This is a genomic window from Thermoactinomyces sp. CICC 23799, from assembly GCF_016055145.1.
GTDB classification, from domain to species: Bacteria; Bacillota; Bacilli; order Thermoactinomycetales; family Thermoactinomycetaceae; genus Thermoactinomyces; species Thermoactinomyces intermedius.
In genome coordinates, this window is record NZ_JAECVV010000003.1 from 118,995 (window position 1) to 139,615 (window position 20,621).

General features: G+C 49.6%; 25 protein-coding genes, 1 rRNA gene, 1 pseudogene and 1 riboswitch. Of the genes and pseudogenes, 20 read left to right on the forward strand and 7 right to left on the reverse strand.

Annotated elements, in window-relative coordinates; all coding sequences use genetic code 11:
* The first annotated feature begins 35 nt into the window (after nt 1-35).
* From I8U21_RS04905 to rpsI, 6 genes are all read left to right on the forward strand, one after another.
* Complete coding sequence (locus I8U21_RS04905) at nt 36-875, forward strand: energy-coupling factor transporter ATPase (protein WP_198053398.1); 840 nt, start codon at nt 36-38, stop codon at nt 873-875.
* Nucleotides 851-1,714, forward strand: a complete 864-nt coding sequence (locus I8U21_RS04910; RefSeq protein ID WP_198053399.1) for an energy-coupling factor transporter ATPase — start codon at nt 851-853, stop codon at nt 1,712-1,714. The genes I8U21_RS04905 and I8U21_RS04910 overlap by 25 nt, the downstream gene beginning before the upstream one ends.
* On the forward strand, nt 1,711-2,505 hold the full coding sequence (locus I8U21_RS04915) for an energy-coupling factor transporter transmembrane component T family protein (protein WP_198053400.1): 795 nt from the start codon (nt 1,711-1,713) through the stop codon (nt 2,503-2,505). Before I8U21_RS04910 ends, I8U21_RS04915 begins: the two co-directional genes overlap by 4 nt.
* Nucleotides 2,506-2,523: 18 nt before the next feature.
* Nucleotides 2,524-3,297: a tRNA pseudouridine(38-40) synthase TruA gene (gene truA, locus I8U21_RS04920; protein WP_181732429.1), complete on the forward strand. Its 774-nt coding sequence runs from the start codon at nt 2,524-2,526 to the stop codon at nt 3,295-3,297.
* A 154-nt stretch (nt 3,298-3,451) separates the two neighbouring features.
* Nucleotides 3,452-3,889 (forward strand): 50S ribosomal protein L13, encoded by a 438-nt coding sequence (rplM, locus tag I8U21_RS04925; protein WP_198053401.1) that lies wholly within the window; start codon nt 3,452-3,454, stop codon nt 3,887-3,889.
* Nucleotides 3,890-3,907: 18 nt separating this feature from the next.
* Complete coding sequence (rpsI, locus tag I8U21_RS04930; protein ID WP_181732431.1) at nt 3,908-4,300, forward strand: 30S ribosomal protein S9; 393 nt, start codon at nt 3,908-3,910, stop codon at nt 4,298-4,300.
* Between the two features lie 82 nt (nt 4,301-4,382).
* Here rpsI and I8U21_RS04935 read toward each other — a convergent pair whose 3' ends face one another.
* From I8U21_RS04935 to I8U21_RS15265, 4 genes and pseudogenes are all read right to left on the reverse strand, one after another.
* Complete coding sequence (locus I8U21_RS04935; protein ID WP_198053402.1) at nt 4,383-4,766, reverse strand: DUF2200 domain-containing protein; 384 nt, start codon at nt 4,764-4,766, stop codon at nt 4,383-4,385.
* A 120-nt stretch (nt 4,767-4,886) separates the two neighbouring features.
* Nucleotides 4,887-5,780, reverse strand: a complete 894-nt coding sequence (locus I8U21_RS04940; protein WP_198053403.1) for a 5'-methylthioadenosine/S-adenosylhomocysteine nucleosidase — start codon at nt 5,778-5,780, stop codon at nt 4,887-4,889.
* Between the two features lie 231 nt (nt 5,781-6,011).
* A complete protein-coding gene (locus I8U21_RS04945) occupies nt 6,012-6,149 on the reverse strand; it encodes a hypothetical protein (RefSeq protein ID WP_198053515.1) in 138 nt (45 codons plus the stop codon).
* Nucleotides 6,131-6,791, reverse strand: a pseudogene (locus I8U21_RS15265) (HAD family hydrolase). Before I8U21_RS15265 ends, I8U21_RS04945 begins: the two are co-directional and overlap by 19 nt.
* A 92-nt stretch (nt 6,792-6,883) precedes the next feature.
* Between I8U21_RS15265 and I8U21_RS04960 the strand changes: the two are divergent.
* The 4 genes from I8U21_RS04960 to I8U21_RS04975 all read left to right on the forward strand — a co-directional run bounded on the left by I8U21_RS04960 (nt 6,884) and on the right by I8U21_RS04975 (nt 10,317).
* Entirely contained in the window at nt 6,884-7,699 is an 816-nt protein-coding gene (locus I8U21_RS04960; RefSeq protein ID WP_198053405.1) for a ZIP family metal transporter, read from the forward strand.
* A 150-nt stretch (nt 7,700-7,849) separates the two neighbouring features.
* Nucleotides 7,850-8,374: a hypothetical protein gene (locus tag I8U21_RS04965; RefSeq protein ID WP_198053406.1), complete on the forward strand. Its 525-nt coding sequence runs from the start codon at nt 7,850-7,852 to the stop codon at nt 8,372-8,374.
* Nucleotides 8,375-8,451: 77 nt separating this feature from the next.
* Nucleotides 8,452-9,183, forward strand: coding sequence for an N-acetylmuramoyl-L-alanine amidase CwlD (gene cwlD, locus I8U21_RS04970; RefSeq protein ID WP_198053407.1), 732 nt, complete (start codon nt 8,452-8,454; stop codon nt 9,181-9,183).
* 45 nt (nt 9,184-9,228) lie between these two features.
* Nucleotides 9,229-10,317 (forward strand): Mrp/NBP35 family ATP-binding protein, encoded by a 1,089-nt coding sequence (locus tag I8U21_RS04975; RefSeq protein ID WP_198053511.1) that lies wholly within the window; start codon nt 9,229-9,231, stop codon nt 10,315-10,317.
* A 33-nt stretch (nt 10,318-10,350) separates the two neighbouring features.
* Here I8U21_RS04975 and gerD read toward each other — a convergent pair whose 3' ends face one another.
* Nucleotides 10,351-10,974 carry a spore germination lipoprotein GerD gene (gerD, locus tag I8U21_RS04980; RefSeq protein WP_198053408.1) on the reverse strand — a complete coding sequence of 208 codons (624 nt, stop codon included), beginning with the start codon at nt 10,972-10,974 and terminating at the stop codon, nt 10,351-10,353.
* A 132-nt stretch (nt 10,975-11,106) separates the two neighbouring features.
* Between gerD and I8U21_RS04985 the strand changes: the two genes are divergently transcribed.
* Complete coding sequence (locus I8U21_RS04985; protein ID WP_198053409.1) at nt 11,107-11,769, forward strand: KinB-signaling pathway activation protein; 663 nt, start codon at nt 11,107-11,109, stop codon at nt 11,767-11,769.
* Between the two features lie 89 nt (nt 11,770-11,858).
* Here the strand turns inward: I8U21_RS04985 and pdaB are convergent, their stop codons facing one another.
* On the reverse strand, nt 11,859-12,623 hold the full coding sequence (gene pdaB / locus I8U21_RS04990; protein WP_181732440.1) for a polysaccharide deacetylase family sporulation protein PdaB: 765 nt from the start codon (nt 12,621-12,623) through the stop codon (nt 11,859-11,861).
* A gap of 92 nt (nt 12,624-12,715) precedes the next feature.
* On the opposite strand from pdaB, the gene I8U21_RS04995 reads away from it, so the two are divergent.
* The 4 genes from I8U21_RS04995 to I8U21_RS05005 all read left to right on the forward strand — a co-directional run bounded on the left by I8U21_RS04995 (nt 12,716) and on the right by I8U21_RS05005 (nt 15,521).
* The gene (locus tag I8U21_RS04995; RefSeq protein ID WP_198053410.1) at nt 12,716-13,333 is read left to right on the forward strand and encodes a stage II sporulation protein M; all 618 of its coding nucleotides are present in this window, start codon (nt 12,716-12,718) and stop codon (nt 13,331-13,333) included.
* Nucleotides 13,334-13,344: 11 nt separating this feature from the next.
* On the forward strand, nt 13,345-13,767 hold the full coding sequence (locus I8U21_RS05000; protein ID WP_181732442.1) for an OsmC family protein: 423 nt from the start codon (nt 13,345-13,347) through the stop codon (nt 13,765-13,767).
* Complete coding sequence (locus I8U21_RS15155) at nt 13,754-13,882, forward strand: hypothetical protein (RefSeq protein ID WP_255516932.1); 129 nt, start codon at nt 13,754-13,756, stop codon at nt 13,880-13,882. The genes I8U21_RS05000 and I8U21_RS15155 overlap by 14 nt, the downstream gene beginning before the upstream one ends.
* A 90-nt stretch (nt 13,883-13,972) precedes the next feature.
* A 16S ribosomal RNA gene (locus I8U21_RS05005) occupies nt 13,973-15,521 on the forward strand.
* 118 nt (nt 15,522-15,639) lie between these two features.
* On the opposite strand, the gene I8U21_RS05010 is transcribed toward I8U21_RS05005, so the two are convergent.
* Nucleotides 15,640-16,245, reverse strand: coding sequence for a DUF6630 family protein (locus tag I8U21_RS05010; RefSeq protein WP_198053411.1), 606 nt, complete (start codon nt 16,243-16,245; stop codon nt 15,640-15,642).
* Nucleotides 16,246-16,421: 176 nt separating this feature from the next.
* Here I8U21_RS05010 and I8U21_RS05015 point away from each other — a divergent pair, with 176 nt between their 5' ends.
* The 5 genes from I8U21_RS05015 (at nt 16,422) to I8U21_RS05035 (ending at nt 20,580) form a co-directional block, all read left to right on the forward strand.
* Complete coding sequence (locus I8U21_RS05015) at nt 16,422-17,060, forward strand: SDR family oxidoreductase (protein WP_198053412.1); 639 nt, start codon at nt 16,422-16,424, stop codon at nt 17,058-17,060.
* A gap of 149 nt (nt 17,061-17,209) precedes the next feature.
* Nucleotides 17,210-17,321, forward strand: a riboswitch (SAM riboswitch).
* A gap of 131 nt (nt 17,322-17,452) precedes the next feature.
* A complete protein-coding gene (locus I8U21_RS05020; RefSeq protein WP_198053413.1) occupies nt 17,453-18,676 on the forward strand; it encodes a 2,3-diketo-5-methylthiopentyl-1-phosphate enolase in 1,224 nt (407 codons plus the stop codon).
* The gene (locus I8U21_RS05025; protein WP_269747559.1) at nt 18,673-19,377 is read left to right on the forward strand and encodes a 2-hydroxy-3-keto-5-methylthiopentenyl-1-phosphate phosphatase; all 705 of its coding nucleotides are present in this window, start codon (nt 18,673-18,675) and stop codon (nt 19,375-19,377) included. The genes I8U21_RS05020 and I8U21_RS05025 overlap by 4 nt, the downstream gene beginning before the upstream one ends.
* Before the next feature lie 16 nt (nt 19,378-19,393).
* Nucleotides 19,394-20,020: a methylthioribulose 1-phosphate dehydratase gene (gene mtnB / locus I8U21_RS05030; protein WP_232337529.1), complete on the forward strand. Its 627-nt coding sequence runs from the start codon at nt 19,394-19,396 to the stop codon at nt 20,018-20,020.
* A 23-nt stretch (nt 20,021-20,043) separates the two neighbouring features.
* Nucleotides 20,044-20,580, forward strand: coding sequence for a 1,2-dihydroxy-3-keto-5-methylthiopentene dioxygenase (locus I8U21_RS05035; RefSeq protein WP_181732198.1), 537 nt, complete (start codon nt 20,044-20,046; stop codon nt 20,578-20,580).
* The last annotated feature ends 41 nt before the right edge of the window (nt 20,581-20,621 follow it).

The following is a 20,621-nucleotide window of genomic DNA, read 5'->3' on the forward strand; positions in this document are numbered from 1 at the left end:
CTGACGTTTACCCTTTTTTCTTTTAAGGTGAAAAAATGGAACCGATCATTCAGTATGAACGAGTATGGTTTCGGTATGAACAGGAGTCAGAATCCCCTTGGGTGTTGAAAGATGTCTCGCTTGCCATTGGTTCCGGGGAATATGTGAGCATTGTCGGAAGTAATGGTTCCGGCAAGTCCACACTTGCCCGGTTGGCAAACGGACTGTTGCTTCCGGTAAAGGGCCGGGTCCGGGTGGCGGACATGGATACCCGGTCGGAAGAAGATCTGTGGAATATCCGCCGGAAAGTCGGGATGGTTTTTCAAAACCCGGATAACCAAATCGTTGCGACATCCGTGGAAGACGATATTGCCTTTGGATTGGAAAATATCGGTGTTTCACGTTCGGAAATGAAAAGCAAAATCGATCAAGCGGTGAAAGCGGTCGGACTTCAGGGATTGGAACATGTCCAGCCCCATCACCTTTCGGGTGGACAGAAGCAAAGGTTGGCCATTGCCGGGGTGCTGGTGTTGGAACCGGATGTGATCATTTTTGATGAATCCACGTCCATGCTTGATCCGGTTGGACGGAAGACGTTGCTCCGTTTGATGCAATCGTTAAATGATCGTGGAACCACCATTATCCACATCACCCACTCTGCGGAAGAAGCTTTTCTGGCGGATCGTGTGATTGTCATGTATCAGGGAGAATGCAAATTGGATCAGACGGTGAAGCAGCTGTACCCCCGGGCCCATAGTTTGAAACAATGGGGTTTGGCGGTTCCGATCGAAGTGGAGTTGAAACACCGGCTTCAGAAAAGAGGCTGGCCGCTGGGAGAGATCAACGGTAAAGAAGATCTGGTGAGGGAAATATGGAGATTGTTATCCAAAACCTGAGCGTGAAATATTTGCCGAATACTCCTTTTGAGAAAGAAGCTTTGTCCCGGGTTGGCCTTCGCATTCCGAAAGGAAGTTTTGCCGCTGTGGTCGGCGGAACCGGCTCCGGAAAATCGACATTGATCCAGTGTATTGCCGGGCTGATCCGCCCCGGTGCGGGACACGTCCGGGTGGGGGATCTGGTGTGGGATGCCCGGGGCCAATCGGGAGCGTCGCTCAGGCGGCATGTCGGATTGGTTTTTCAATATCCGGAACACCAGTTATTTGCGGAAACCGTGGCGGCCGATATTGCCTTCGGCTTGAAAAACCGGGGGACAGAGGAACCGGAACGAAGCCGCCGGGTCCGATGGGCCATGGATTTGGTCGGGCTTGCGCCGGAATTATGGGATCGTTCTCCTTTTCATTTAAGCGGCGGACAAATGAGGCGGGTGGCGATTGCCGGGGTTTTGGCCTTGCAACCGGATATATTGATTCTGGACGAGCCCTCGGCCGGATTGGATCCGAAAGGGGAAGAAGAGCTGTTTGCTTTGCTCAAAAAGCTTCATCAGCAGGGGAAGACCATCATCTTGGTGACCCATGACATGAATCACGTCGTGCGCTATGCCGATCAGGTATTTGTGCTGGCAGATGGAAAGCTGGTCTTGTCCGGAACGCCGGAAGAAGTGTTCAGCCAGGAGCAAAAGTGGCAGGAACTTGCTTTGGAATTGCCGCATGTCACGCAGTTGATCCGGAAAATAAACCGGAAACTGGATCCGCCGCTTCCTTTATCCATTTTCACCTTGGACGCGCTTGAAAAAGCTTTGCAAAAACGGTTTGCTTCCGGGGGGAATTCACAATGAAAGGGTTTGTGGTGGGTTCGTATCTTCCCGGCAATTCCTTTGTTCACCGGCTGGATCCCCGGGCCAAACTGGGATTTGTTTTTGTCTTCATGCTATATGTTTTCTTTTTGAAAGCTGTTTTGCCAAGTACCTTGTTCCTGTTGTTCACGCTTGCCGCCGTCCGTGCGGCCAGGATTCCATACAAGCTTTTTTTCAGCGCACTGAAACCCGTCCTTTGGATTATCCTGTTGTCTTCCTTTTTGCATTTGTGGATGAACAAAGGGAGGGACGTGGTCTTCTCTTTTTCTTTCATCACCGTTTATGAAGAGGGCATCCGCCAGGCCGGGATGATCGCCATCCGGCTTTCCTTGCTGGTCGCCATTGCTTCTCTGCTCACGTTTACGACGTCTCCGATGGACTTGACGGACGGGATCGAAAAGATTTTGTCTCCGTTTAAAAAATTCGGGGTTCCCGCACATGAGTTGGCTTTGATGATGTCCATTGCACTCCGGTTCATCCCGACACTGTGGGAGGAAACGGAGAAAATCCGAAAGGCGCAAATGGCGCGCGGAGTGGATTTTGAAGCGGGGAATTTGCTGACCCGGTTGAAAAAATATTTTCCGATCCTCATTCCGTTGTTTGTGTCTTCCTTTCGGAGAGCGGAAGATTTGGCGCTGGCCATGGAAGCCAGATGTTACCGGGGAGCGGAAGGGAGAACGAAATGGCGCCGGCTTCAGCTCACCCCACGGGACGGGTGGCTGGTTGCAGTCCTGATCCTGTTGGGAGGCATTGTGTGGATGTTTGGCCGATAGGGAGGTGCAAAGCCCGGATTGAAAAAGATTAAACTGGTCATCGCTTACGATGGAACGGATTTTTCCGGTTTCCAAAGCCAACCTGGACAAAGAACGATTCAAGGAACACTGGAAGAAGCATTGCGGAAGATTACCGGAGAGGCGGTTTCGGTTCACGGTTCCGGACGGACCGATGCGGGGGTTCACGCTCTTCACCAGGTTTGTCATTTTACGACTTCCAGTCCGATCCCGGTTGAAAAATATCCTTATATCTTAAGGCGCACCTTGCCGCGGGATGTATTGGCCCTTTCGGCGGAAGAAGCCCCCATGGACTTTCATGCCCAAAAAAGCGCAAAGTGGAAAACGTACCGCTACCGGTTGGACTTGAGGCCGATCCCCGATTTGTTTGAGCGCCGGTTTCGCACCCATGTCCCCGTTTCGCTGGATGTGGAAAAGATGCGGGAAGCGGCGGGTTATCTGGTGGGAACCCATGATTTCACCTCTTTTTGTTCCGCCAAAACCGAGATCCAGGATAAGGTCCGCACGATTTACCAATGCCGCTTGGAACAGGAGCCGGGCGGATTGGTCATCGAAGTGACCGGCAACGGTTTTCTTTATAACATGGTGCGGATTATCGCGGGGACGCTGGTGGAAGTCGGGAAAGGGAGAATCCGGCCGGAAGCGATTCCCGGAATCATTCTGGCAAAGGACCGGCAAAAAGCGGGGCCCACGTTTCCGCCGGAAGGACTGGTCCTGGTCAAAGTCGGCTATACACCTTGGAAAAATTCCGGTTTCACCGCGTCTTTTTCTTGACATCGCACCTCATTTGCGATATTATAACGCTTGGTATTTTCCACTCCATGCCCCGGTGGAGTTATGTTCGGCGCAAAATCAGTCACTGATTAATGCTTCTAAAACTTGAAAATGATTAACGGTTTACCGTTTGTTGATAGAGGAGGGAATACGGATGCGTACCACCTATATGGCGAAACCCAATGAAGTGGAACGGAAGTGGTATGTGGTTGATGCCAAAGGCAAAACCCTGGGTCGTTTGGCATCGGAAGTTGCAGCATTGCTTCGCGGAAAACATAAGCCTGAGTTTACCCCGCATGTGGATACCGGCGATTTCGTGATTGTGATCAATGCAAGTCAAATTGAATTGACCGGTAAAAAATGGACCAAAAAGATCTATTACCGCCATTCCCGTTATCCGGGCGGATTGAAAGCGACTGCGGCTCACGAAATGCGTGACAAACATCCGGAACGTATGATCGAATTGGCCGTCAAAGGAATGCTTCCGAAAGGAAGCCTTGGTCGCAAGCAACTCAAAAAATTAAAAGTATATGCAGGTTCCGAGCATCCTCATCAGGCACAACAGCCGGTTGAGTGGGAACTGCGTGGATAATAAAAGGAGGTAACCGATTTGGCACAAGTTCAATTTTACGGAACCGGTCGCCGTAAGGAATCGGTCGCTCGAGTTCGCCTCGTTGCCGGAGATGGACGAATCGTGATCAACGGCCGCAGCATTGATGAATATTTCGGTCTGGAAACTTTGAAAGCCATTGTTCGCCAACCGTTGGTGCTGACGGATACACAAGATCGTTATGATGTACTGGTCAATGTTCATGGCGGCGGCTTCACCGGACAAGCCGGAGCGATTCGTCACGGAATTGCACGGGCTTTGTTGAAAGTTGATCCGGAACTTCGTCCAGCTTTGAAAAAAGCCGGTTTCCTGACACGTGACCCGCGGATGAAAGAGCGTAAAAAATACGGTCTCAAAGGCGCTCGCCGTGCACCCCAATTCTCCAAACGTTAAGCTTTATATTTCAACGTTTTACAAAACCCTTTCCCGGACAATTCGGGAAAGGGTTTTTTCCATTCAAACCAAAACAAAAAAACTAATCCTTTATGGATTCAGTGTTTTTTTGTTTTGATGTGCGCAAAATGGTTTCCATTGATTTTCCACGTGCCAATTCATCGATCAGCTTATCCAGGTAGCGAATTTCCCGCATCGTTGGTTCTTCAATGTCTTCCACCCGCACACCGCAGATCACCCCTTTGATCAAAAACCGCGAAGGATTCAATTGAGGAGCTTCCAAAAAGAAGGTCTCAAGGTCTGTTTGTTTTTCCAAGTGCGCTTCTAATTCTTCTTGGCGGTATCCAGTCAACCAACGGATGATTTCATCGACTTCTTCTTTTGTTCGTCCTTTTTTCTCTGCTTTTTTTACATACAGGGGATAGATTTTTGAAAAACTCATTTGGTAAATCCGGGGTTTGCTCATCATGGATTCTCCTTTTGCAATAGGATGGGATATCGGAGGGAAGTCCGTGTTGGAAACTGAAGAGAAAGAGGCCTGTGGGTTTAAAAAGCCAACCCTCCATACGCCTCTTTCACAACGGGATTATTTGTTTTTCAGCATGGAGATATATTTGCTTACCACGTGATACACATATTCCTGGCAGGCTTCAGCGGTATCGGGGTTGTATTTACCCGCGTTTGTCTTATTGTTGGACAAAATCCGGATGCCCAAAAACGGAACATCATAGGCATCGGCAATTTGCGCGGCGGAGGCACCTTCCATCTCCTCGACGGAGGTTCCGTATTTTTCATGATACCATTGGATCCGGTCCATCTCATTGTTCCAAAGGTCGGCCGAACCGATGGTGCCTTCCACCACTTTGCCGTTTTTGTATTGGTTTTTGACGGCCAGAGCGGCTTTCAGCAATTCCGGATGGCCTTCATAATAACGGATTTTTTCCGCATTTTTGTCTTCCCCGGCACTTCCTTCCGAAGCCATCAGGTCCATCGGTTTCCATGTGGATGGATCGGTTCCTTCGCCTTCTTCTTTGTCCGTGGTTTTAAACGACCCGATGTGAGTCACCCTTTTTCCCAGGACAATGTCAAAAACATGAAGGCCGGGGTCGTGTCCGCCGGAGGTTCCCTGGTTGATGATGGCAACCGGTTGGTACTTCTCAATGGCCAAGGCAGTGGCAGCCGCCGTGTTTTCCATGCCTTTTCCGGTTTTTACGACAATCACCGGATATTGGTTCAGGGTTCCTTTATAAAAAACAAAGTTTCCCGATTTTTCGGTTTGCACGTTTTCCAGGCGGTTGGCCAGTTTTTCCGCTTCAATGGGCATGGCGCCTTGGATGATGACGGGTTTTTCCGGGTTTCGGGGGGACTGAGAGGTTTCTTGTTGCGGCTTTGTGCCACATCCTGCAATCAATAAAATCATGAAGGAAAAAACAAAAATAAGTGCAGGGGAAACCCGTTGCAGAGGCCCGAATTTTTTCATTGATTCACGCTCCTTTTCCACGAAACGATCTGGAGGTATTATGAACTGCACCAAGGCAAATCATTCACTCCACTATCATAGGATGAACCATTTTAAAAAACAAGAAGAACTGTTCATTCCAAGGGGCAGGGAAGATGGCCAAAGGGGATCCTTTCGGGCGGCTTCCGGGAGCCGGAAGCAGGAGAACCGGAAAGGGAACTCCCTTGCCCCAAAGGAGTTCCCTTTGATTCCTCACGAAGCATGGCCGATTTGTTTCAGCCACGCAAACGTATTTTCAGCGGAGAAACAGCGCATTCCCTCTTTGACAAGGAAATCGGCTTTCTGGAAACGGTCAGGCAAAGGCTTTTCCGTCAAGTAAGGAATCGCCACACAATACATCCCGGCCCTTTGGCGGCCTCAACCCCGTATGGGGAATCCTCCACCACCAAACAGCATTCCGGACAGATGGCAAGCTGTCTGGCGGCTTCCAAAAACACATCCGGTTCCGGCTTGCCTTTTTTACATCTTCCGAAGAAACCACCGCATCGAAGAAAGCGGACAACCGGGTCACGGACAAGATCTCCTCAATGATGTCCGGAGAAGACCCCGAAGCCAGGGCCAATTTCATTTTGTTCTCTTGAAGGATGTGCAAAAACTTTTTCATTTCGGGAAAAACATGTGTTTTTTCTTTGCAATCTCTAAATAAATTTTGTTCTTTTTCGCGATCAACACTTTGACGGGATCCGAAAAAGCGTACGTTTTATTCAAGTCTTCCAGCATTTCTTTTGTGCTGATGCCCACATACCGCTTTTTTATTTCAAAGTCAAAACCGGTGATCCCGTATTCCACCAGCAATTTTTTCTCTGCTTCAAAATAGTTGGGTTCGCTGTCAATCAGCGTGCCATCCAAATCAAAGATCACCGCTTGAATCTCCGACATTGGCATCTCCCTCCTCACGGTATGAAACAAAAAATCGAGAGCCGGTTGCATCATTAAATTCTTTTCAGGCGAAGGTTTTCCTGTGTGAAACATCGGTGTTTGCTCTGTGGGAAAGCAGGAATACCTTCGTGATTTTTCGGGGATTTATTAAGTAAAATGCAGCTAAAAGGAGATTGCTTTTCGCCATGTTTGACGCGTTTTATGCTCTTTCCCCGGTGATGAAGGCTTTGATTGCTACGTTGTTCACCTGGTTCATGACCGCATTGGGAGCTTCCTTGGTTTTTTTTACTAAGAGATTCAATGAAAAGTTGTTGGACGGCATGTTGGGGTTTGCAGGAGGAGTGATGATTGCCGCCAGTTATTGGTCGCTGTTGGCCCCGGCCATTGAAATGTCCCGCGGCCATGCGATTGCCGATTGGTTCCCGGCGGCAACCGGCTTTATGGCCGGCGGGATTTTTTTGGGGGCCATCGATAAAATATTGCCCCATCTCCATCCAAACGCGCCTATTGCCGAAGCGGAAGGTTATCTGTCAAAGGAAGTGAAAAAAAGTACCTTGTTGGTGCTTGCCATCACGTTGCACAATATTCCCGAAGGACTGGCGGTGGGGGTTGCTTTCGGCTCCATCACAGGCGGGGGAACGGAAGCGTCCCTGGCAGCCGCCGTGTCGCTTGCCGTCGGAATCGGAATCCAAAATTTCCCCGAAGGAATTGCGGTTTCCATGCCGCTCAGGGGAGAAGGAATGTCCCGCAGAAAAAGTTTTTTTTACGGACAGTTTTCGGGGATGGTTGAACCCGTTGCCGCCGTCATCGGCGCATTGTTTGTCACGTTCATCGGGGTGCTGTTGCCCTATGCTTTAAGTTTTGCAGCGGGAGCGATGATTTTCGTGGTGGTCGAAGAAGTGATTCCCAGCTCGCAAGAAAGAGGGAATAAAGACCTGGCCTCCATGAGCTTGATGGCCGGTTTTGTTGTGATGATGATTTTGGATGTTGCTTTCGGCTGAGTCCGGATGCTTGCCCGGGATCCAAAGAGGTTGGATCCGTTTTTCTTTCCGGAGGCAATCGGCTGTTCTTCCCCCGGTTTTGGTTTTTTCTCATGCTTCTTTGTCAACAATGAAGAAAAAGAGAAGTTCGGACAAAGGAGCAAACCACCGGTGGCACAAATTTTTTACTGGGATGAATGGCAGATTAAAAGAGAGGAACAAATCCGGTTAAAGGCATTGAATCGGTTTCCCTGGTCCCAATTGAAAAAAATCAAGGAAGATTTTGTGGACCCGTTTACCCATTATTGGCCCGAGTCAAGCAAAATTATGCTGTTGGAATTGGTGTACCGCATGGTTTTTGAAGCGTATGCGGCCGGGATGATCGAGCGGAAAAAGGCGGGGAGGCAAAAAGTGACGTTTTCCCAACCGTTTGACGCTGCTTCCCGGACTTCCCACTGCAACCAACCGGAAGAGAAAACGATTTTTCTGTCCGAATCGCTTTGCCTGATCGTCACCCAAAACGACCCGGTGGATGTTTTTATCACCAACCGCGAAAAAATATGCAGCCAATTGACGGATCAGCTGGTGAAGGAATTTTCCATCTTCCGGTGGATGGATGAATGGAATGTGCAATCGGTGATGATTTTGCTGGAAGAATTGAGCCGCATTTGGTTCCAGAAAGGCTGGAGCGAGTGAGCGATGGTTTGTACATATCTGTCCGTTTCGTCCATATACATGAAGATAGACAGGTTTAAGTAAGTGAGGCGAAATGGATGGGAAAATGGTTGAAAGAACACGGGATGTGGGCGGGAATCATTCTGCTTTTGCTCCTGTTGCCGGCTTTGTTTTTCATGTTGAAAAATCTCATCGTATCCACATGGTCCATGCCGTTGAACGGCAAAGTCATTGTATTGGATGCCGGGCACGGGGGAGCGGACGGGGGAGCGGTCAGCAAAACCGGGATCATTGAAAAAGACATCACGTTGCAAATGGTTTTGTATTTGCGGGATTATTTGCAAGAAGCAGGGGCTTTGGTTTATCTGACCCGGGAGAGTGACCGGGATCTGGCTTCCCCGGACACTGACAGGCTCCGTTCCCGGAAAGCAGAGGATCTCATGCGCCGGATTCATTTGGTCAAAGAGAAAAAAGCGGATGCTTTGATCAGCATTCATTTGAATGCCATTCCTTCACCCAAATGGTCAGGGGCCCAAACGTTTTATCATCCGGCGAAAGAAGAAAACAAAAGGCTGGCAGCTTTTATCCAGTCTGAGCTGATGAAACAGCTGGGAAACACCAAACGTCTGGCGAAACAAAAAGGGGATGTGTATATTTTGAATCATTCCCCGGTTCCGACGGCTTTGGTCGAGGTTGGGTTTTTGTCCAACCCCGCGGAGGCCGAACTTTTGTCGCAACCGGAGTATCAAAAGAAAGTGGCGGCATCCATTTATCTGGGGATTCTCCAATATTACACAGGGAAAGAACCGCCTCCAATCGTTGATCAGTAGTGTGTTATAATGGATAAGAAATCGCTTTCGATTGAGGTGTCAGCCATGCTAACCCAGGAAAAAATATTAGAAGCATTAAAAAATGTGAAAGATCCTGAAATTAACCGAAGCCTTGTCGAGTTGGACATGATTCGAAATATCCGGATAAGAGGGAAAGAAGTTTCGCTGGATGTGGTTTTGACCATTCAGGGTTGCCCTTTGAAATTTAAAATCCAGGAAGATGTGGAGAAGGCCATTTACCAGCTGGGAGCCGAAAAAGTGAATGTGCGCTTCGGATCGATGACGGATGAAGAACGGCAAAAACTGGCGGCTAGTTTGCATCAGGAAGGACAAAAAAACCGCCAAAGCCAGGTTCCCCCGTTGTTGGATCCTTCCTCCAACACACAGTTTATCGCCGTGGCCAGCGGAAAAGGCGGAGTGGGAAAATCGACCGTGACCGTGAATCTGGCCGTGGCTTTGGCCCGGAAAGGGAAAAAAGTGGGTATTATTGATGCCGATATATACGGATTCAGCGTTCCGGACATGATGGGCATCGAAACGCGTCCCGTGGTGATTGGCGAGATGATTTTGCCCGTGGAACGTTTCGGCGTGAAAGTCATGTCCATGGGATTTTTTGTTCAAGACAATTCACCGGTGGTTTGGCGCGGACCCATGTTGGGGAAAATGCTGAGAAACTTCTTCAGTGAAGTTTACTGGGGAGACCTGGATTATTTGTTGATCGATTTGCCTCCGGGAACAGGGGACGTGGCGCTGGATATTCACCAAATGATTCCGCAAAGCAAAGAAATCCTTGTGACGACTCCCCATGCAACGGCGGCGTTTGTTGCCGCACGGGCAGGCGCCATGGCACTGAATACGACCAAACATGAACTTCTCGGTGTCGTGGAGAACATGTCCTGGTATCAAAATAAATACGGGGAGCGGGAATACGTCTTCGGCCACGGCGGAGGCAAGAAGTTGGCCGAAGAGTTAAAAGTGGATCTGTTGGCCCAGATTCCGCTCGGGGCTCCGGAGTCCAAAGACATGGATGATCCGGATTTTGCCCCGGCGATCTATGATGCCGATCACCCCAATGGCAAAAGATATGAGGAATTGGCGGAAAAATTGTTGGAAAAAGCACCGGTCGCTGGATGACGGGAGGCGGTTTTCACCGCCTCTTCATTTTCATTATTGGGACTGTCCGCCTTCCTGATTGCCGCCGCCACCTTGTTCGCTTCCGCCTTCACCGCCGCCTTCCTGTCCGCCCTGTTTCTTGCTTTGGGCTTGTTTGAGTTGTTCACCCAGCTTTTTCTGGATGCTCGGCACTTGAATCAGTTCTTCCATGATTTTTTTGGTTTCTTCCCGGTATTGTTGGCTTTTCAGGATTTGCAGGATCTGATTGGACATTTGCGGATCTTTGAAGATCTCGATCAGCATTTTTTGATATTCCGGATCTTTCAACAAGATTTTCATCAGCTTTTTGTTTTGTTCTTCCGTGACCTGAAACAGATTGTTGGCCACTTCCGGCTTTTGTAAAATGGTTTCCCACTCTTTTTTGGTTTTGGCATCGGTAAGGGATTGGGCGAGAGCCTTTTCCATTTCTTGCGATTCCATCATGATTTTTTGTTTGAATTCCGGCTCCTGCATCAGATCCTCCAGCACTTTTTTCCCTTCTCCTGTATGCAAAACGTCCAGCGTGATTTCCTTGATTTTTTGATAATCCGGTTCGGATGGCTGGGACTGATTGGAACTGCATGATACGACCATCAATACAGGGACAATGATGGCAACGATCCATTTTATCTTCTGCATCTTCTTTGATCCTCCGTTTCGCGAGCTTACTCTTTTTTAATATGCGAGTTTGCCGGTGGCTTTATGCCTGACTGTCAAATCAGGATCAATTTTGGTACAATCGGTTAAGAAAATAAAACAGGAGAGACCGCTATGACTTTAAGGAAATTGATTTATTGGTTTTTCTCGACACTGATCCTCGGATGTGTTACGGCAATTATTTTGGGTTTTCTTTTTGAACAGGCGGCGGGGGAAGTGTTGTTCGGTTCTTTGACCAGTCAGCTTTTGCTCGGTTTGACCTTGGCGGCCGTCGCGGAACTCGGCTTCTTTGCCTATCTGGTGTTTAACTGGTTGGCCAAGGGGTTGTTGCGAAAGAAAACGGTTTATGATACGGTGATGCTTTTGTTGATCCTGATTCTGATCGGGAATTTGCTGTACTTGAATTTTGCAAAATATCAGGGAGAAGAATTTTGGCTTCACTTGCTTGTTCCCACGATCATTGTTTTGTCGGCCATCCTGATCGCCGGCCTGAAACAAAAGTGGACGAATCAAAGCGCATACATACCAACGCTTTTTTTTGTCATCGCCGCAACAACGATTGAAGCGATTCCTTCCATCAATCCCAAGAAAGGGGAAGTCCCGCTTCTGATCATGATGCACACGGTGTTGGTCCTTTTGGTTTGCAATGCATGGCAAATTTTGCAGCTGCACCGGTGGGTGCAACCGTCTTCCGCCGAAAAGGAGAAGAAGGGGAAGTCCGCCAAGAGCAAGAAGGCCGGTACAAAAAATGCCCGTAAACCGAAAAAGAAAAAATAAAGGAGTCGGTTGCCGTTCAAACGAACGGAATCGACTCTTTTTTCGTGGGGAAAACGCTGATCTTATGCTATGCTTATGTAGGTGCAACGTTATTCAACGGATTGGGTATCCACCTCGGAGCCGGAGATCAATTCGGACACTGTGACAAATTCATATCCTTTTGACCGCAATCCGTCAATGATTTCCGGCAAGGCTTCGTGGGTTTGGCGACAAGAATCGCTGGCGTGCAACAAAACGATGTCTCCGGGATGGGCTTTGGATAAAACCCGATTGACAATTTCATCTTTGCCCGGATTCATCCAGTCACGGGAATCGGTGTCCCATTGAATGGTTTTATAACCGAGACTGTCGGCAATTTTGAGGACCCTTTTATCAAAGTCCCCGTTCGGGAACCGGATCAGATTCGGTTTTTTGCCTGTGGCTTTTTGCAAAATCTGGTCTGCTTTTAAAATTTGAGTGCGAATTTGTTCTTCGTTGTATTCGCTGTAGTTATCATGCCGGTGACCGTGGCTTCCGATTTCATACCCCATGTTCACAATCCGTTTGACCAGGTCGGGATGGCTTTCCGCCCACGGAGAAGATAAGAAGAACGTCGCTTTTTTCAGCCCTTTTTGTTCCAAAACGTCCAAAATGGGGCCGGTGCGTTCTTCCCCCCAACTGATATCAAAGGTTAAGGCGATTTGTTTTTTATTTGTATCGACGCTGTAAATCGCAGACGGGCCCGGATCCAGCGGCACAAAGACCTGAATGTTTTTGTTTTCCGCATAAAAGATCCCGGCTGCAAAGAATAGAACAAGAAGGATAAGAATACTCCGTTTCAGACGTTTGCCTGAAAGAACAAGAAAAAAATTCATTGTGTCGGTCCCTCCCCCGAATCAACATCTATCCTTAATGTATGCGTGAGGACGAGGGTTATGATTGTTTGTCCATAAAAAGGAGTGGAATTATGAAAAAGTGGTGGTCCGCCATTCGCGCAGAAAGAAGATATTTTACGATGATGGCTGTCGTGTTTGTCACCAGTGCCGTGACCGGTTACTTCCAAGGGGATTCGTTGACAACCTTTCTGAAACAAGCCGGGGTGTTTGAGGAAATTGAAAAAGTGGTGCTATCCATTCAAAGCCAGCCGACGTTTTTGAATGCATTTGTCTCGATCTTCCTGAATAACTTGTTTGCCACGATGATGATCATTTTACTCGGCGCTTTGTTTTTCGGGATCTATCCTTTTTCAGCCATGCTGATGAACGGAATGCTGCTGGGAACCACCCTTCACATCGCATCCCATACTTCCGGACAAAACCCCTGGGCCATCTTTGTTCAGTCGATCCTGCCCCATGGTATTATGGAATTGCCGGCGTTGTTTATGGCCGCCGGTTTGGGGATTCATTTGGGAATGGCAGTGTTGCGGCGGGTTTTATCGGTCTTTTCAAGCGAACGGATGCAGGCCAGCATTGCGGAATGGAAAAGGATTCGCAGCCGGCTGGTGCCCAATCTTACAGCCATTGTGGTGCTGCTGTTTTTTGCGGCCATTGTTGAAGCGGCCTTGATTATATATGGAATGTCCTAGGAGGAATGAAAATGAAAGTGAATGTGACATGGCAAGGTAAAATGCGGTTTGAAACGGAAACGCCGTCAGGACATACGGTGACAATGGATGCTGCACCGGAAGTCGGCGGGGAAAACAAAGGCCCGCGTCCGACTGAAATGGTTTTGTCGGCAGTTGGAACCTGTTCCGCGATTGATATTGTCGATATTCTGCGGAAGATGCGTTTGAATGTGGAAGGATTTGCAATGGAGGTGGAAGGGGAACGGGCAGAAGATCATCCCCGTCGCTTCACCAACGTGCACATGCATTATGTGTTAAAAGGGGATCTTCCCGAAGAAAAAGTCCGCCGGGCTGTCCGGCTTTCCGTTGAGAAGTATTGCTCGGTTTCCAACTCATTAAATGCCCGTATTACTTCCAGCTTTGAAATCAACGGGAAAAGATATGAAATGGATTGATCCGGCTGCTTGGTCGCGGGGATTTTGGGTTCCCCGCGATTTTTTCGATTTTATTTTAAAAAAAGTGTTGACTTGTGTCGGAGAAGATGATAGTATCGTATTTGTCGCCGCGTGAGAGCGACACAAACAAAACGAAATGAAGTGTTCCTTGAAAACTGAAGAGTGAAGACATGACTCGTTAATTCTTGAGAGTACACATCAAACTTTTTTGGAGAGTTTGATCCTGGCTCAGGATGAACGCTGGCGGCGTGCCTAATACATGCAAGTCGAGCGGGAGAATCATCCTCCGGGATGAGGATCCAGCGGCGAACGGGTGAGTAACACGTGGGCAACCTGCCCGCAAGACCGGGATAACTCCGGGAAACCGGGGCTAATACCGGATAGGCCTTTTCCCTGCATGGGGAAAAGGGGAAAGGCGGCTTCGGCTGTCACTTGCGGATGGGCCCGCGGCGCATTAGCTGGTTGGTGAGGTAACGGCTCACCAAGGCGACGATGCGTAGCCGACCTGAGAGGGTGATCGGCCACACTGGGACTGAGACACGGCCCAGACTCCTACGGGAGGCAGCAGTAGGGAATTTTCCGCAATGGGCGAAAGCCTGACGGAGCAACGCCGCGTGAGTGAGGACGGCCTTCGGGTTGTAAAACTCTGTTCTTGAGGAAGAATTCCTTCCAGGCGAACAGCCTGGGAGGTTGACGGTACTCAAGGAGAAAGCCCCGGCTAACTACGTGCCAGCAGCCGCGGTAATACGTAGGGGGCGAGCGTTATCCGGAATTATTGGGCGTAAAGCGCGCGCAGGCGGCCGGTTAAGTCAGGTGTGAAAGGCTGCGGCTCAACCGCAGAGCGGCACCTGAAACTGGTCGGCTTGAGTGCAGGAGAGGGGAGCGGAATTCCCGGTGTAGCGGTGGAATGCGTAGAGATCGGGAGGAACACCAGTGGCGAAGGCGGCTCTCTGGCCTGTAACTGACGCTGAGGCGCGAAAGCGTGGGGAGCAAACAGGATTAGATACCCTGGTAGTCCACGCCGTAAACGATGAGTGCTAGGTGTTGGGGGGCTACGCCCCTCAGTGCCGAAGGTAACCCATTAAGCACTCCGCCTGGGGAGTACGGCCGCAAGGCTGAAACTCAAAGGAATTGACGGGGGCCCGCACAAGCGGTGGAGCATGTGGTTTAATTCGAAGCAACGCGAAGAACCTTACCAGGGCTTGACATCCCGCTGACCCCTCCAGAGATGGAGGTTTCCTTCGGGACAGCGGTGACAGGTGGTGCATGGTTGTCGTCAGCTCGTGTCGTGAGATGTTGGGTTCAGTCCCGCAACGAGCGCAACCCTTGTCGTTAGTTGCCAGCACTTCGGGTGGGCACTCTAACGAGACAGCCGGTGAAAGCCGGAGGAAGGTGGGGATGACGTCAAATCATCATGCCCCTTATGTCCTGGGCTACACACGTGCTACAATGGCTGGTACAAAGGGCAGCGAACCCGCGAGGGGGAGCCAATCCCAAAAAGCCAGTCTCAGTTCGGATCGCAGGCTGCAACTCGCCTGCGTGAAGCCGGAATCGCTAGTAATCGCGGATCAGCATGCCGCGGTGAATACGTTCCCGGGCCTTGTACACACCGCCCGTCACACCACGAGAGTCTGCAACACCCGAAGTCGGTGAGGCAACCTTTTAGGAGCCAGCCGCCGAAGGTGGGGCAGATGATTGGGGTGAAGTCGTAACAAGGTATCCCTACCGGAAGGTGGGGATGGATCACCTCCTTTCTAAGGAGCTCATTTCGAGCAAAAACGATTTTTTCAAAGAGTCATGTCTCACACTCTTTGGTTTTCAGGGAACACTGGGAAAAGCCCCGCAGACATAGTCTGCGGGGCTTTCCTTACATCATGAGACCCAAAAAGGGTTTTCTTTTTCCAGCAGATGGATAAACGCAGGAATCAACAGCCCATAATACGGTTCCGGTTGAAAGGGCAGATCCTTTTCAATCCACAAGGTCCCGTATCCGGATTCAAAAGCCAGTTCCTGGCAATGTTTGGCCGTCTGCACGGGCAAAATGGTCAAGGTGTACGGATGAAGCGTGGGTATCAGAGAGCATAAAACATATTGCAGGGGTTCCAAATAATGGTTGGCTAATTGAAAGAAAAAACGGACATAAGGATGGCTGACCGGGTCCGAAGAAGCGAAATGGCTTTCGTTCCATTTGCCGTCACGGATCACCCATGCAAACCGTTTGGACTTTTTGGCGTGTTTGGTGCTGAACCAGGCGGAGATGAGGGATTCGTCGAATGTGAAAATCAAATTTCGCTGTTTCAAAGAGTGAATCAATGCAAACCAGGGAAGATTACTAAGAGGGACGGAATCCATCATCATCGTGGTTAATAAATATTCTTTGGGATTTTTTATGCAAAAATTGACTTCTTCGACCAAGGTTGGATCATTGGGAAGCAAAAAATGCGCAAGATCCAAAAGTTTTTCAGGCTGATATTGCATAGCGACTCCCCCACCACAAGATATCGAACATATGTTCTGGGATCATTATAAAAAAAGATTGAATCAGGAACAAGGGGAAATGTGAAATTAACCATAAAGAGGTTTGACGGGGGGAGTCCGGGTGGAAAGGTTCATATGGTGACAAAAGAAACATCAATCAAAGGGAGTCTGGTAACATGAATATTTTGCTCCTTGGCGCCAATGGAAAAATCGGCAGGAAATTGGTATCGCTGTTGAAAGAAACGCCTCATCACCTCCGGGCGATGGTCCGCAAAGAAGAACAAGTGCCGGTCATTCAAAGACTGGGCGCGGATGAGGTGGTCATCGGCGATTTGGAAAAAGATTTTTCCCATTGGGCAGAGGGTATGGACGCAATCATATTTTCAGCCGGTTCAGGCGGTCACACCGGTCCGGATAAAACCATTTTGGTGGACCTGGACGGGGCCTTCAAGGCAATTGAGGCTGCTGAACAGCATCAAGTCGGTCGGTTTGTGATGATCAGTTCCATCGGGGCGGATCAACCGGAAAAAGGGCCGGATTCCATCCGCCATTATCTGGTTGCCAAAAAAAGGGCAGATGAACGATTGCGCAACAGTTCCCTCAATTACACCATCATTCGCCCCGGAGCCTTGACAAACGACCCGGCCAAAGGTACGGTCTTGCTCCGTGAACATATCGATCAACCGGCTTCCATTCCGAGGGCTGATGTGGCGAGAGTCGTGGGGGAAGCATTGGAACATGAAAATACTTATCGCCGTTCGTTTGATCTGGTCACAGGGGATCAACCGATTCAAGAGGCTTTAAATAACTTGTGACCCAAAGAAAAGCGCCGGAGTGTGAGCATTCCGGCGCTTACTTGTTTATTCAAAAATCAAATGAAAAATTTAAATCAAAATTATTGATTCCTTAAAAATTATATGCTAAATTAAAGAAACTGATGAAAACTGAATAAACGGATCAGATTCTCTTATCCAGAGAGGTGGAGGGACAGGCCCGAGGAAGCCTCGGCAACCATCTGCTTGAAGCAGAAAGGTGCCAATTCCTGCAGGACACGGAGCGGTTCTGACAGATGAGAGAAGGTGATAATGATAGATCGATTTATCCCTTTTTGCATCTGTGCAGAAAGGGATTTTTTTCATTACCCGGCATAAACGGGCGGGTACCGCTGTATGGTAAAGCATCATTGATTGAGGGATGGTGATGGCAAGTGGCAACCGATCGGGAGTATATCATTGCGACCTATCTGATTCAGGGGAAGCATGATTTCCACAAAAAAGCCAAAAGCATTGCTGTCGGTTTGACGGCGGGAACTTGGACGGAGTTGCCGGAGACCCGGAAAAAACAGATGGCGGCCCATCTCGGTGAAGTGATTGAGGTGACCGGGCTGGCACCGGGAAAGGACGGAGAACCGCGTGCCCTTTGCAAAATCGGGTATCCGCTCCGCAATCTGACACCGGATTTTCCCGCTCTTTTGACCACGGTGTTCGGCAAGTTGTCTTTGGACGGAAAAATCAAGTGCTTGGATATTGAAGCACCCGATTCGTTTTTGGACGCGTTTCCCGGCCCCAAATTCGGAATCGAAGGCATCCGCCAAAAGTTGGATGTATCCGGCCGTCCGCTGTTGATGAGCATTTTTAAACAATGCATCGGCATGACATTGGATGAGTTGGAGGAAGCTTATCAACAACAATTGGATGGCGGGGTGGATCTGGTCAAAGATGATGAGATTTTCTTCCGGGAGGATTATGCACCTGCCGAAGAAAGAGTCCGCATTTTCAAAAGGATCAACCGGGAGAAGGAAGAACGGACCGGGAAAAAAACTTGGTATGCGGTCAACCTGACCGGCCCGGTGACACAACTGGCCGACAAAGCCAAGCGTTTGGCAGAACAAGGGGCGGACTGTTTCCTCTTAAACGCGGTTCCTTACGGGCTGGATATTCTCCACCGGTTGGCAGAGGATCCCGATATCCATGTGCCGGTCATGGCTCACCCGGCTTTTGCGGGAGCGGTTTGCGCCTCTGATGATTACGGTTTGAGTTCGCCGCTGCTGTTGGGAAAATTGTTGCGATGGGCAGGGGCGGACATGGTGTTGTATCCTTCGCCTTATGGTTCGGTGGCCATGCCGAAAGAGGATGCGCTCCAAGTGGCTGAAAACTTGCGTCAACCTTCCACCGTTCACCGGCCATCCCTACCGGCCCCGTCGGCAGGCATTCATCCGGGGTTGGTACCGGCCATGGTGCGGGATTTTGGAACGGATCTCATTGTCAATGCAGGCGGGGGCATTCACGGCCATCCGCAAGGCTCGACGGCAGGGGGAAAAGCATTTGTCGAAGCGATCGGCGCTGCGGTAAAAGGGCGTCCGTTGGAAGAAGCGGCCCAAGATTCCCCGGAATTAAAGCAGGCGTTGGACAAATGGGGGAGTATCACATGACGTCTTCGTTGAAACAGGTGATTTTCTGTGATTTTGACGGAACAATCACCAATCAGGATAACATCGTCAACCTTTTCAAGCATTTTGACCCGCCCGGCTGGGAAGCGCTGAAAGACGACATCCTCGCCCGGCGCATCAGTATCCGGCAGGGGGTGGGGCAAATGTTTTCGCTTCTTTCCACGGCAAAAAAAGAAGAGATTGTGCGTTACGCCGTGGATCAGGCGGAAATCCGCCCCGGGTTTGAAGATTTCATCCGCTTTTGCCGGGCAAATGATATCCGGCTGTTGATCACCAGCGGAGGGATCGACTTCTTCGTGTACCCGATTTTGACCCGCTTTGCGATTCCCGCTGAAGACATTTTTTGCAATGGCAGTGATTTCAGCGGGGAGACAATTCGCATTGTCTGGCCGCATCCCTGTGACGAGCATTGTGACGGGGACTGCGGCATGTGCAAAACCAGTGTGATCCGTTCTTATGATGAAAAGGAGTATGAACGGATTGTGATCGGAGACAGCATTACCGATTTGGCCGCTGCCAAACTGGCTGATTTTACGATTGCCCGGGACTTTTTGCTGGAACAATGCCGTAAGCAGGGGCTGAATCACCAGCCTTTTGACACGTTTTATGATGTGATCGAAATTTTGAGCCATCATCGGGGCCATGGGAGGTGCAAACAATTTGACACGACTGGAACATCCTGAACGGATCCGGGTGGAAATGGAAAAGGTGGAAGAGGCTTTTGAGGAATTGCGAAAGATCAAAGAGCTTTTTGCCCGTCGGGGATGGTTTCCGGCCACCAGCGGAAACCTTTCGGTCCGGATGGACGTCCAAGAGGGGGAGCCGGATCTGATTGCGATTACGGCCAGCGGAAAAGATAAGACCGTCCATACCCCGGAGGATTTTTTGCTGGTGGACCGGGAGGGGAAACCGGCGTTTCCGACCCGGCTTAAACCTTCGGCTGAGACTTTGGTTCACACGGCGATTTATCAAAAAATAAAAGACTGCCGTGCAATCTTCCATATTCATACTGTTCATAATAATCTCATTTCGGAGCAGTGCGGGGATGCCGGGTATGTTTCTTTTTCAGGGCATGAAATTATCAAGGCGTTGAACATCTGGGAGGAAGGAGCCGTGATCCGGGTGCCGATTGTCCCCAATCATGCCTCGATTCCCGACTTGGCCCAAGCAGTCCGCGAAGTGACCGACCCGCGGGTTCCTGCGGTTTTGATCCGCAATCACGGTATTTATGCATGGGGTGACAGCATATTTGCTGCCAAACGTCATTTGGAAGCTTTTGAGTTTTTGTTTGAGTATCAGGTGAAGCTTCAGCTTTTAAATCAATAGACCGACGGAAAGGGGTTTTTCACATGGCGCAAATTTACATCAGAAATTCGGGAAAACGGTTGGAATCAGAAGAAGTCCGTTCCTTTCTCGAAGAACAGGGCGTGTTGTATGAACAATGGCCGACAGAGAAACTTCCGGAACATCTCAGGGAAAAGTTTGTGTTGAATGAGGAAGAGCAAGAAGAGATTCTCAAGGCCTACCAAGAGGAAATCCAATCGCTCGCCAAGCGAAACGGCTATGTCCAATGGGATGTGGTGGCGTTGTCCGAAGCGACTGAAAATCTGGATGAGCTTTTGAAGAAGTTTGAAAATGTGCATACCCATTCGGAAGACGAAGTGCGGGCCATCGTCTCGGGAAACGGGATTTTCACGATTAAAGGAAAAGAAGGAACCGGTTATTTTGATGTGGAGCTTTCTCCCGGAGATGTGATCTCCGTGCCGGAAAACACCCCTCACTTTTTCACGTTGATGGAGAACCGGAAAGTGGTGGCCGTGCGTCTGTTTATCGATCCGTCCGGATGGGTGGCTCATCCTTATCAAGATCCGGAGTTCACGGCTTGACGGTGTCTCGCCCTGTGTGCGGGACTTCCCGGAGGAAGGAG